The organism is Arcobacter ellisii (genome assembly GCF_003544915.1).
Classification (GTDB): Bacteria; Campylobacterota; Campylobacteria; order Campylobacterales; family Arcobacteraceae; genus Aliarcobacter; species Aliarcobacter ellisii.
In genome coordinates, this window is sequence record NZ_CP032097.1 from 1,273,541 (window position 1) to 1,286,390 (window position 12,850).

Annotated in this window: 12 protein-coding genes; 10 read left to right on the forward strand and 2 right to left on the reverse strand. The window is 24.6% G+C overall.

The features are described 5' to 3' along the window. The first annotated feature begins 12 nt into the window (after nt 1-12). From AELL_RS06530 to AELL_RS06540, 3 genes are all read left to right on the forward strand, one after another. Nucleotides 13-774, forward strand: a complete 762-nt coding sequence (locus AELL_RS06530; protein ID WP_118917170.1) for an N-acyl amino acid synthase FeeM domain-containing protein — start codon at nt 13-15, stop codon at nt 772-774. Between the two features lie 63 nt (nt 775-837). Beyond that, the gene (locus AELL_RS06535; protein WP_118917171.1) at nt 838-1,518 is read left to right on the forward strand and encodes a response regulator; all 681 of its coding nucleotides are present in this window, start codon (nt 838-840) and stop codon (nt 1,516-1,518) included. Nucleotides 1,519-1,594: 76 nt separating this feature from the next. Continuing rightward, a complete protein-coding gene (locus AELL_RS06540) occupies nt 1,595-2,029 on the forward strand; it encodes a hypothetical protein (protein WP_118917172.1) in 435 nt (144 codons plus the stop codon). Nucleotides 2,030-2,242: 213 nt separating this feature from the next. On the opposite strand, the gene AELL_RS14255 is transcribed toward AELL_RS06540, so the two are convergent. Then, nucleotides 2,243-2,452: a hypothetical protein gene (locus AELL_RS14255; RefSeq protein ID WP_164967234.1), complete on the reverse strand. Its 210-nt coding sequence runs from the start codon at nt 2,450-2,452 to the stop codon at nt 2,243-2,245. 58 nt (nt 2,453-2,510) lie between these two features. On the opposite strand from AELL_RS14255, the gene AELL_RS06550 reads away from it, so the two are divergent. Continuing rightward, a complete protein-coding gene (locus tag AELL_RS06550; RefSeq protein ID WP_118917173.1) occupies nt 2,511-3,617 on the forward strand; it encodes a tyrosine-type recombinase/integrase in 1,107 nt (368 codons plus the stop codon). Nucleotides 3,618-3,624: 7 nt separating this feature from the next. On the opposite strand, the gene AELL_RS06555 is transcribed toward AELL_RS06550, so the two are convergent. Then, complete coding sequence (locus AELL_RS06555; protein WP_118917174.1) at nt 3,625-3,882, reverse strand: hypothetical protein; 258 nt, start codon at nt 3,880-3,882, stop codon at nt 3,625-3,627. A 435-nt stretch (nt 3,883-4,317) separates the two neighbouring features. On the opposite strand from AELL_RS06555, the gene AELL_RS06560 reads away from it, so the two are divergent. Genes AELL_RS06560 through AELL_RS06585 form a run of 6 tightly spaced genes read left to right on the forward strand, consistent with a single transcriptional unit; the run spans nt 4,318 to nt 12,721 of the window. After that, nucleotides 4,318-7,014 carry a type I restriction endonuclease subunit R gene (locus AELL_RS06560; protein WP_118917175.1) on the forward strand — a complete coding sequence of 899 codons (2,697 nt, stop codon included), beginning with the start codon at nt 4,318-4,320 and terminating at the stop codon, nt 7,012-7,014. Then, on the forward strand, nt 7,011-8,219 hold the full coding sequence (locus AELL_RS06565) for a restriction endonuclease subunit S (protein WP_118917176.1): 1,209 nt from the start codon (nt 7,011-7,013) through the stop codon (nt 8,217-8,219). The genes AELL_RS06560 and AELL_RS06565 overlap by 4 nt, the downstream gene beginning before the upstream one ends. Before the next feature lie 2 nt (nt 8,220-8,221). Continuing rightward, the gene (locus tag AELL_RS06570; RefSeq protein ID WP_118917177.1) at nt 8,222-9,265 is read left to right on the forward strand and encodes a hypothetical protein; all 1,044 of its coding nucleotides are present in this window, start codon (nt 8,222-8,224) and stop codon (nt 9,263-9,265) included. A 3-nt stretch (nt 9,266-9,268) separates the two neighbouring features. Further along, nucleotides 9,269-10,741: a class I SAM-dependent DNA methyltransferase gene (locus AELL_RS06575; RefSeq protein WP_118917178.1), complete on the forward strand. Its 1,473-nt coding sequence runs from the start codon at nt 9,269-9,271 to the stop codon at nt 10,739-10,741. Between the two features lie 31 nt (nt 10,742-10,772). Further along, the gene (locus tag AELL_RS06580) at nt 10,773-12,125 is read left to right on the forward strand and encodes a nucleotidyltransferase (RefSeq protein ID WP_118917179.1); all 1,353 of its coding nucleotides are present in this window, start codon (nt 10,773-10,775) and stop codon (nt 12,123-12,125) included. Further along, nucleotides 12,125-12,721, forward strand: a complete 597-nt coding sequence (locus AELL_RS06585) for a Cap15 family cyclic dinucleotide receptor domain-containing protein (protein ID WP_118917180.1) — start codon at nt 12,125-12,127, stop codon at nt 12,719-12,721. Before AELL_RS06580 ends, AELL_RS06585 begins: the two co-directional genes overlap by 1 nt. Nucleotides 12,722-12,850 lie beyond the last annotated feature (129 nt).

Consider the following 12,850-nt stretch of genomic DNA (forward strand, 5'->3'; position numbering starts at 1 on the left):
AAGGACAAACAAATGGCTTACATAAATAAAAACATTTCTCTAAATCAACTTCAAGAAATTATCAAAAGTGATATTTCAACAAAACAAGCTTATCTTCCTGACTCTTTTATCTCATTACAAAAACATGCTTTAGAAATATTTCAAAAAAGGATTTTTTTAGAAAGTGTTTTAGAAGATACAATCTCTTTTAATAGAAAATTATCTTGGGAAGACAAATATAAAAATTTATCTTTAGTAAAAAGTGCAGAAGAGTTAATAGAGGTTTTTAAACTAAGAAGTGATGTCTTCACAGAAATTAATTATCAAGATGAATTCCCAGATACGATAGAGGGATTAAATTTTGATATTTATGATAAAACATATGCAGTTATTTATTACAAAAATAATAAAGAAGTATCAGCCACAATAAGATTGATTTTTGATTCAGAAAACAAACTTCCTTCTGAAAATAAATTTACATTTAATGATATGAGAAATAAATACAATTGTATAGGTGAAATTTCAAGAAATATTGTAAAAAATAGAGGTCAAGGTCTAAATCTTGAGTTTAAATACTTAATGTGTGGAATATATAACGTATTTATGAATAATGATATTGATATTGCTCTTTCTGGAATTAGACAAGAACATTTGAAATTATTCAAAAAATTAGGTGGAGTTGAAATATATAAAGAATTAGAATCTTATGGAAGTTTAGAAACACCTTGTTTAATCATCTCTTATGACCCCACAAATGCCTCAAATTTTTTTAAAAAAGTTTTTTTAGAAGAATAATTTTTGTGACGAAAAATGTGACACAAAAATGATAATATTTTTTAAATATGAAAAGTAGGAAGTATGAAAAAAACTAAAATCCTTATAGTAGAAGATGAAAGTATTGTTGCCCTTGATATAAAAAGAACCCTAGAAAAGCTTGATTATGAGATAACAAATACAGCTTTTGATTATCAAGGAGCTATTAATAGTGTATTGATGAATAAACCTGATTTGATTTTAATGGATGTAAATTTAGGTAAAAGTAAAGATGGAATTGAAACAGCAAAAAAGATAAAAAGTTTTGATGATATTCCTATTATTTTTCTTACTGCATTTTCTGATGAAGAGACAATAAATAGGGCTATTCAAACAAAACCAGTAAGTTATTTAATAAAACCTTTTAAAAGAGATGAATTAAAATCAAATATTATGTTAGGACTTTATAAAAATAGGGGCTTAAAAGAGGATTTTATTAATAATAATCTTATTTGTATAGGAGAAGATTACTATTTTAATAATGATGAAAATAAACTTTACTATAAATCTTTACCAATAAATCTTGGTTCAAAAGAGGTTTTACTTCTAAAAATACTTTTAGAATCAAAAGGTCAAATTGTATCATTTGCTGATTTGGAAAGTTTAATTTGGGGGTCATGCATTATTTCTGATAGCACCTTAAGAACATTGATTTATCGACTTAGAACAAAATTAGAATATAAATTTATAGAAACAATTCCTTATGTAGGATGTCGAATCTGCTGATTTGAAAAATTGTGACGCAATATGTGACGTGCTTTAGATAAAATTTTTGATTAAGTATTAGGAAATGGAAAAGTTAATGAATAAAATAGTTGTTTTTTGGAAAGTTTATTTTTGGTTTGTAATGTTTTCTTCATTATGTTTATTAGGATTTTTATTTCTTAATGAAGAGAAACTATTTTTTGGAAATATTTTTTCACGAATTTATGATTTTTTCTTTTTGAGTGTAGCAACAATTTCAATACTAAGTATTAGAGGATATATTTATAAAAAACGATATTTTTCTAAGTATATTTGGGTCTTTTTATTTTTGATAATAATAGTTGACTCTTTAGGGTATCTATTTTTCGAATTTGACTATTTATTTAGTATAAATAATTATTATTTATACTTTGGTATTTTGTTTTTACCTTGGTATTATGTTTTATATAAATATACATTTTGTATGAATGAAATTTTTGAAGATGAATTAAATTATGAATTTGAATCTTTTTCTTCTTTAATCTCAGGGTAACACAAAAGAATTTTTTCTTTACTTTCCCTTTTGCATTTATTGCAAAAGTAAATGTAATTTGAATTTAGTTTTTCATCTTGTGGTAAGATGATGTAATTTTTCTTTGTTCCACAAAGCTTTATTATTTTTTTCATTTTGAACTTCTATTTTTATGTTGTTTACAATGTAATTATAGTTCAAATAAAAATAAAAATAAAGAAAAAAGAAGAAATTTTATTCTCCTTTTAATCCTTTTCTCATAGCTTCAACCAATTTTTCATCAGCTTTTGTATTAGTAAATAATTCAAATGCCAAAACACCTTGATATAAAAGCATATCTTCTCTACTCCTAATTTTACATTTTCTTACATTTTTATACAAATACCCTATAAATAGGGATTTATATAAGTTTTTATCTGGTATCATTTTTACAAATAAATACATTTATCTACATTAAATTACACTGTAAGGGTAGATATAGGGTAGATAAAAAAGGTAGATAATGATAAAAATAAAATCCAAGAAATATGTAGGTGTTTATCATCAAGTATTAATGAATAAAGATAAAGCTTACTACATAACTTATAAAGAGAATGGTAAAAAAATATGGCTTAAAATAGGATTACATAGTGAAGGTGTTAGGGAAGACTATTGTAATCAAAAAAGAGGTGAAATTACTTCTAAAATTAGATTAGGTGAAGATTTACCAGAAGTTGCAAAGAAAAATGTATTAACATTGAATGAATATGCTAAAAAGTTTTATGATGACAAAGAGATACACAATAAACAAAATAAAAAAACAAGAGCAAGAATTGAAAAACATATTCAAGAAACATTAGGAGATATACCTTTAAACAAAATTACAAAAGAACAAATAGAGCAAATTCAAAAAGATAAATCAAAAATATTAGCACCTGCAACAGTAAATTTTATTATTGGACAATTAAGTGCTATATTTAATAATGCTATGGAAAATCAACTAATTGATAAAAACCCTTGTCAATTTGTTAAAAATATTAAAATTAATAATACAAGAGTTAGATATTTAGAACTTGAAGAAATTAAAGAATTAAAAGATAGATTAAAAGATGATTTATGTTTATATTATTTTGTAATGTTGGGTTTATCAACTGGTGGAAGATTACAAACTCTTTGCAATATTAAAGTAAGTGATATTAAGTCTAATGGAACTATTAAGTTGTATGATTTTAAAAATGAAAGTGAATATTATGGTTTTATAAATGAAAGTTTAAAAAAAGAATTATTAGTATTCATTGAAAAATTTAATAAGAAGTCTAATGATTTTTTATTTCAAACAACTCAAATAGAAAATTATATGAATCAATATTATTATAGACAACTTCAACCAATATTTGATGAGTTATATAATAATAAAGTAAAAAATATTTCAAAACAAGATAAAGTTGTTATACATACTTTAAGACATACTTTTGCTTCTCAATTAGCAATCAATAACACTCCAATTTTAACAATCAAAAAATTAATGAATCATACAGATATAAAAACTACAATGAAATATGCAAAATTAAGTAAAAGTAATGGTGAAGAAGAAGTAGGGAGACTAACTAAAACTTTAATAAGTTTATAAAGTAATATTAGAACAGAGTTTTTACACTCTGTTGAGCTTTTTTTAATTGATATGCAACTATATTTTGAACTGGGAACATAAAACCTTTTTTCCCTTGTCCCTCTATATATTCAGGACAATCAACACAATTTTTTCTTCTTTCATCTAATGTTCTTGTGCTAATTCCTAAAACTTCTGCTGTTTGAGCTGATGTTAATAATAGTCCATATTTTTGAATTAGTGATTGTATCATAAGTGGTAAAAGTTCATTGTTTGTTAATTGCATTTTGCTATCCTCATTTAATTTATATGAGAATTGTAAAATTAGTTAGTGAGCCAATTAGCTCTTAAAAAAATATAGAATATTTATTTATAACAACTAATCAAGACTTCAAGTTTTTTAATAATTTCTTCTTATTGAAACAAGCAAAAACATTAAAACTTTATTTAGATTTATATTGATGTGTTAGATTAATTTTAAAGCAGTAAAAGATTTTCATTAAAATTATTTTGATGCTATATAAAGGGTTATAATTACACCTTTACATAGCTCCTATAAAATAGGACTTCAAACTAAAAAAGTAATGCTTATTTCTCTAAAATCATACAAAAGTGATACATTTTCCTTGTTTTTTAAACAACTACACTAAAAATATAAACTAAAATTATTTCCTTATAATCTAAAAAAGCTATAATTGATAATCTTAAATTGGAAAACTCAATGACAGAAGCACAAACAAGATTTGATTTAATAGACAAAGAACTTAATAGTAGTGGTTGGAATATAAATGATACTCTAAAAGTTATTCAAGAGTATGAAATAGAATTAGATGACAACTTACCTACCTTTTTTGATAGAACTAAAAGATTTGTTGATTATGTGTTATTAAATAAAACTGGACAAATTATTGCTGTTGTTGAAGCTAAAAGAGAAAATAAAGCTGTGGAAAGTGCTAAAACACAAGCTGAATATTATTCAAGAAGAATTAAAAATAAACAAGGTTTTGCACCTTTTATTTATATTACAAATGGAAATGAAATAGAGTTTTGGGATAGTGAAAATGGTGTTCCAAGAAAAGTTTTATCTTACCATTCATTAGAAGATTTAGAAACTTACAGAAAAAGAAATGAAAAGAATATTGTTTTATCACCTGAATTATTAAATAAACAAATTGCAGGAAGACATTATCAAGTTGAAGCTATCACAAGAACAGTTGAAAAACTAAATGATAAACATAGAAGTATTTTATGGGTTATGGCAACTGGAACTGGTAAAACTAGAACTATTATTTCTCTTGTAGATATTTTATTAAGAGAAGGTTTTGTAAAAAGAGTTCTATTTTTAGCAGATAGAAGAGAATTAGCAAGACAAGCTATGGACAACTTCAAAGAACATTTACCTAATCAATCAAGACAAAGAATTGAAACAGAAACTTTTGAAAAAGATAAAAGATTGTATGTTTCAACTTATCAAACTATGATGTCATTACTTAAAAAAACAGATATTAGTCAAGGTTTCTTTGATTTAATAGTTGCAGATGAAAGTCATAGGAGTATTTATAATTACTATGGACAACTATTTTTAAAATTTGATGCTTTAAAGCTAGGACTTACAGCTACACCAGTAGATTTTATTGATAGAGATACTTTTAAGTTTTTTGGAACAGATAGAGGTAATCCAACATTTGCATATACTTATGAACAAGCTATTGAAGATAACTATTTATGTCCTTATGAAGTAATGAATGTAAAAACAAAGTTTCAAGAAGATGGAATAAGGTTTAATCAACTTTCAAAAGAGGAACAAGAAAAATTAAAAAATAGTGGCTATACAGAAGAAGATATAGATTTTGAAGGAACAACTATTGAAAAAATGGTTGTCAATGATGATACTAATAGAAAAATCTTAACCACTTTTATGGATAATTGTTATAAACACCCAATTTCAAATTTACCTGCAAAAACAATTATATTTGCAGTAAGTAAGCAACATGCATATAGGTTAGAAAAACTATTTAATGAATTGTTCCCTCAATACCATTCAAAAGTTGCAAAGGTTATTGTATCTGAACTAAACAACACAGAAGAACTAATTAAAGAGTTTAGGGATGTAGATAGTGGTTTTAATGTTGCTATTTCTGTTGATATGTTAGATACTGGTATTGATGTTCCTTCTATTATGAACTTAGTATTTGCAAAACCTGTGTTTAGTAGAGCAAAGTTTTGGCAAATGATAGGAAGAGGAACAAGATTATACGATGAAGTTTTTACAAAAGAAAAATTTGTAATATTTGATTTTTGGGGTAATTTTGAATATTTCAATGACAAGCCAGAAGGATTTGAACCAAAAGAACAAATATCATTAAATAGAAAAATATTTAATGAAAATATTCAACTATTAAAATCATTAGAAAATGAAGAGTTTGAATATGTAAAAGAAGAAATAAAAAGTCAAATTAATTCTCTTCCAAAAGATGACTATTTTATAAAATCAAAAGCAACATTTTTATCAAATGTGAATGATACATTTTATGACAACTTAAAAGCAAACCTTTTATCTCTTGGAAATATATCTGAACTAATTGATAGAATAGAAGTTAAAGAACCACAAGAACTTCAATTTAGGGTAAAAGTTAAAAAACTTCAAAATGTAAAAATCAAAAATGATACAAAACTAATTGAAAAATATATTAACTCTATTTTAGTTGATATTGAAAAAGTTAGAGTAAATAAATCACTTACAATAGTTCAAGATAATTTAGAACTATTAAACAAATGTAGTGATGGTAAATATTGGTTTGAAATTGATTTTAACACAACAAATGAAATAACTGATAAGTTAGCACCTCTAATGAAATATAAATCAAAAAATGAAGTTGATGTAGTTCATTTTGATTTAGAAGATAGTATTTCAAGTATTACAGATATTGAAATAAATCACCCATCTGTAAATATAAAAGAGTATGAAAAAAGTTTATTGGAATCACTTCAAAAGATAATAAATCAATCACAAACTTTACAAAAACTATTTATTGGTGCTCCACTTGATAAAGAAGATTTGAAAAACCTAAAAGATGATTTATTAAAACAAGGGTTAGATACTCAACAACTTTGTAAAGTATTTGATTGTAAATCAAATGATATGGTTGAGATTTTAAGCAATATCATCAATAAAAAAGAGTATAAACTTCCCTTTTTACTTGATAGGTTTATAGAAACTCACACTTTAAACTCAAATCAAATTGAGTTTATAAAAGCTATAAAACACTATGTAATAGAAAAACATAATATTACAAGAAAAGATTTAATGGAAAATCCATTTACAAAATATCATAAAATGGGAATATTAGGTATGTTTAAAGGTAGCCTAATGAATGAATTAGTTGAGATAATAGATGATAAGGAAACTGCTGTATGATAGATAATCTTCCAAATGGTTGGAGAGTTGAAAAATTAGGAAATCTTGTAAAAAGAATGCATCAAGGTATAAACACAGCAGCAGATAAAGTTGAGTTTAGCAATAGTGGTTATCCTATTTTACAAACAAAAAATATTTCAAAAGGTATTATAGATTTTAATGATACCAAATATATGAATAATGAATATTGGGAAAAATATAAAGAAAAGTATAAACCTAAAATTAATGATATATTACTAGCAAATATAGGAACAATAGGAAAAAATGTAATAGTAAAAGAAGAATCTGACTATTTGATACACTGGAATATTTTTTTAATTGAACCTAATCAAACTCTTATAACTACTAATTATTTAAAAAGTTTTTTTGATAAATTATATAATCAAAATTACTATGATTTATTTTTGAAAGGTGGAACAGTTAAGTTTATTAGTAAAAGTTTTCTTATTGATTTACAAATACCAATCCCACCACTTCAACAACAAGAAAAAATAGTAAAAGTTCTTGATTTAACTTCAAATCTAATTAAAAAACAAAAAGAACTTTTAGAAAAATATGATTTATTTTTAAAATCAAAGTTTATAGAAATGTTTGGAGAACCAGTTTCTAATCCAAAGGGTTGGAGCTTAGGTAAGTTAAAAGATTTGTTTTTACAAGTTAATTATGGAACTTCTTCAAAAGCAAATGAAGAAAATAAAGGTTTCCCAATATTAAGAATGAATAATATAACTTATTCTGGTCATCTTAATGTTAGTGATTTAAAACATATTGAATTAAGTGAAAAAGATTTAAAAAAGTTTATTCTTGAAAAAGGTGATATATTATTTAACAGAACAAATAGTAAAGAACTTGTAGGAAAAACTACTGTTTTTAATTTAGATGAACAATATAGTTTTGCAGGATACTTAGTTAGAGCAAAAGTAAATGATAAGGCTGATCCATATTTTATATCTTATTTTTTAAATAGTGATTATGGGAAAGCAGTATTATTGAATATGGCTAAGAATATAGTTGGTATGGCTAATATTAATGCACAAGAGATGCAAAGCATTGATTGTTATATTCCCCCAATTGAACTTCAAAATCAATTTGCTTCAATAGTTGAAAAAATTGAAACTATAAAAGAAAAAGAAAATCAAAAACTAAAACAACTTGAAGATTTACATAATTCTATGATGCAGAAAGCATTTAAAGGAGAGATTTAATAATGGACTTATTTGAAAAGCAAGTTTCTGATGAAAAATTACACCCTAATTATATAAGTTTAATAAAACATACTCCTGAACAAGATAGAGAAACATTAAACAAATGGGCAGATGGTTTTCCTGATAGAGATAAAAAATTTGTAAAAGAATTTCAAACAACATTTAATTCTTGTTTTTGGGAAATTTATCTTTATAGACTTTTTAAAGAGTTGGGATTTTTATTTGATTGGAATTATGATAGACCTGATTTTATACTTAATTCTAATGGTATTGATTTTGTTGTTGAAGCTACTATATCAAGTAATGCACAAAATGAAATACCTGAATGGGAAAAAGAAGAATTAAAAAATAGGTATGATAATTATTTATCAACAATGAATGATAAAAATATGTATTCAATAATTAGATTAGCTAACTCATTTTTAAGTAAATATAATAAATATAAAGATTCTTATCATAAATTAGAACAGGTGAAGAATAAGCCATTTGTTTTAGCAATTGCTCCATTTGAACAACCTCTACATTATCATCAATATGATAGACCAATGATGGCTTTACTTTATGATTTTTATCTTGATGAACAAGAATATTTAGAAAATCCAAGTTTATTTCCTAATGGATTACAAGATAAAAGATTATATTATGTAGAAAAAGAGAATGGAAGTCAAATTGATTTAGGAATGTTTTTAGATGAAAGAGCAGAAGAAATTAGTGCTGTATTATTCAATCCCATTGCAACTTTTTCAAAGGTTCAACATATGAAAGAAAACAAATTAGGATTATTTCAACATATATGGACTACTCCAAATTCAACTGAACCTTTAATGACAAGTGATGTAGATGAATTGATTGAAGATGGACTTTTTATTTTTCATAATCCATATGCTAAATTTCCTCTTGATAAAAGTATTTTTAATAGAAAAAGAATTTGTCAAGTTTATATGGATAAAAAAACATTATTTATTGAGAAGGATTTTGAAGATAAACATCTTAGCCATAGGATAACAATGGAAATTTTAATTAAAAAAGATATAGAGGAAAACTAATAAATGTTTGTAAGAAGTGAAGTAAAAAGTAAAATTGATAGTATTTGGAATAAATTTTGGAGTGGTGGAATTGCAAATCCATTAAATGCAATTGAACAAATAACAGCACTAATATTTTTAAAACTATTAAATGAAAATGACAATAAAGCAATTTTACAAAGTTCATTTACTGGTGAGAAATATGTATCACTTTTTGAAAATGACAAAATGGCTAAATGGGATAACTTTAAAGATTTAGATAGTGAAACTATGCTTAATACTGTAAGAGATACTGCATTTCCTTTTATTAAAAAATACAATGAGGGAACAGAGTTTAATAAATCATTAAAAGACTTAGCATTTATTATCACAAAACCATCTTTACTGAGTGAAACAGTTGAGGGAATTGAGCAAATCTTTAATATCTTAGAAGAAGATGAAGAAGGATTTATGGATAGTTTAGGAGATATGTATGAGTATCTTTTAAGTGAAATAAGTTCAAGTGGTAAAAATGGACAATTTAGAACTCCAAGACATATCATTCAATTTATAACTGCACTTGTAAATCCTCAAATTGGAGAAAAAGTATTTGACCCAAGTTGTGGAACAGCAGGATTTTTAGTTAGTGCTTATTCTCATATGTTAAAACCTTACACAGAAAAAGGTGGAAAATTAGGTGCTAATTTAACAGATAGTAAATTATGGGATAAACTATCAAATGAAACATTCTATGGGAATGATAGTGATATTTCAATGATTAGAATTTCTATGATGAATATGATGTTGCATGATATTTCTAATCCTCATATAAAACAAGCTGATACACTTTCAAAAAGTTATAATGAAAAAGATATGTATCAATGTGTTTTAGCTAATCCACCATTTAAAGGAAGTATTGACAAGGAAGACCAAAATGAAAACTTCTCAATTACTTCAACTAAAACAGAACTTTTATTTTTAGATTTAATAGAAAGGGTTTTAGATATAGGGGGAAGATGTGGAGTTATTATCCCTGATGGAGTTTTATTTGGAAGTTCAAATGCACATAAAACACTAAGAAAAAATCTTTTAGAAAGAAATGAACTAAAAGCAGTTATTTCTATGCCAAGTGGTGTGTTTAAACCTTATGCAGGAGTTTCAACTGCTGTATTAGTTTTTGTAAAAGGTGGAAAAACTGACAAAGTTTGGTTCTATGATATGGAGGCAGATGGGTATAGTTTAGATGATAAAAGAAATAAAATTGAAGCAAATGATATACCTGATATTTTAGAACAATATTCAAAAAAAGATAGTGAAGGTTATAAAAACACTAAAAAACACTTCTTTGTTGATATAAAAGATATTAAAGACAATGATTATGACTTATCAATCAACAGATATAAAACTATTGAATATGAAGAAGTTGAATATGCTCCAACAGAAGAAATTTTAGCTGAAATTGAGAGTTTATCAAGTGAAATTAATAGTGATTTGAGAGAGTTGAAAATACTTATTTAAAATTAATTTATGTATTAAAAAAGGTTAGATGATGATTAATGATTATTCAAAATATTTTTATTCAAAAAGTGAAGATAATACACTTCATAGCAGAATTACAATCCCTGACAAACATATTAATATAGCTATTGAGAATAAAGAAAAACTTTTAAAATATATAAAAGAAAAGTTGAAAGAAGAACTTGATTTTGAAGTTAAAACTTGGATACAAGGGTCTTATAAAAGTGCAACATTAATTAGAAGTCATAAGATTGATGAAAAATTTGATATTGATGTAGGAATATATGTTTTTTTCAATGCAGAAGAGGAAGGTTATGAATCTCATGAATTAAAAGCCTTGTTAAGAGATATTTTAATTGAATATTCAAATATTGAAATTGCTACAAAAGTTGAAAAAAGTAAAAGTAAATGTGAAAGAGTTTCTTTTTCAAAACTATTTCATATTGATTTACCTTTGTATTATTATGATGATGAGTTAGATAAACTAAAATTAGCCACTAGTGATGGTTGGATAGATAGCGACCCAAAACAATTACAAGATTGGTTTTATAATAAAGCCAAAGGCTTTTCAGATGAGGATAAAGCAAAATTAAAAAGAATAATTAGATATATAAAAATTTGGACTGCTTTAAAGTGGGATAATGAAAGTTTTAAAATATCTTCATTAGCAATAAATATTCTTGTCTATAATAATTTTATTAATTCTGATAATGAGGCAGATACTTTTATTGATACAGTTTTTGCAATAAATGAAGAATTACAAGATAAATTTGAAGTTTTAAATCCATTAACAAATGAAAATGTATTAGAATTTAGCTCTGAACAAATTAAAGTATCAAAAATAAAATGGAATTTACTTTCAAAAACTTGTGAAAGAATTAGAAAAGGTTCATTAACTAGTTCAACATTTTGGTCTTTAATATTTGAACATTTCTTTCCAATTGTTATAGAAGAACCAAAATTTGATACAGTTTCAAATTTACCTACTTTAACAAATCCTCCTAATATTTCTTTTAAACACTTGAATAGTAAAGGAGAAGTGATATCTAATAAAATTAGTAATTCTATAATAGCTTTTAAAAATGAGAGATTTTCTTTCCAACTATCTAATCAAGAAGAATATAGTAATGATTGTAAAGTATTTTGGATAATCAAAAATCAAGGTGATATTGCAAATAATGTAAATGACCTTGGACATATAAAAGTTTTAGATTTAAATGATGTATTAGAAGAACATTGTGCATATAAAGGTATTCATCTTATTGAGTGTCAAGTAATTAATCAATATTCACAAGTAGAAGGATATTGCTCAATAAAAATAAATATCAATGGATTTATAAGACCAAAAAAAAATCCAGCAAAGAAAAAATATGGGGCTAAATAATGTGGAAACTTTTACCAGTTAGTTTAATAATAAAAGTTTATATTTCTGTTTTATCAATTATATTTTTAATTGTTAATCTAATTCCAGAATGGGGCTTATTAAAAGTAGTTGAAGTTTCAGGTTTAGTTAGTTTAGGAATAATGTTTGTGTTAGCTAAATGGGGGTGGAAGTATATATGGAAAAATAAATTAATTGATTTAAATAAATTAATTTGTCCTGATTTGAATGGAAGTTGGAAAGGTAATATTTGTTCTAACTATTCTAATGAAATAAAAGAAGTGAAAGTAAAAATTGAAGTTGATTTCTTAACATTTAAAATGTTTTTAATTTCAGAGGATAACTATTCAGAAAGTTCAGTTATATCTAGCCAATTATATAAAGATAAAAGAACAGACATAATATATCTATATTATATGTTTGAAGGACAAGTGCCAAATCCTAAAAAAACAGATGAAACTAGCTTTGATGGAGCTGGAAAACTAAAAGTAAAGTATGAGAATGATTTTTTTCAATTAGAAGGAACTTATTGGACTAATAGAGCATATCAAAATAATAATAATACAGCTGGAAGAATTGAATTAAAAAAATCAAATTAATAAAGATATGATTTAAAAGTGAATTGATAAAACAATTTATATAGAAATAAAATTAGATTTGACAAAGACAAACTAATTTAATTTTACAACTTAAAAAAATTGCTATATCATTTTAAACACTTGAAGTGA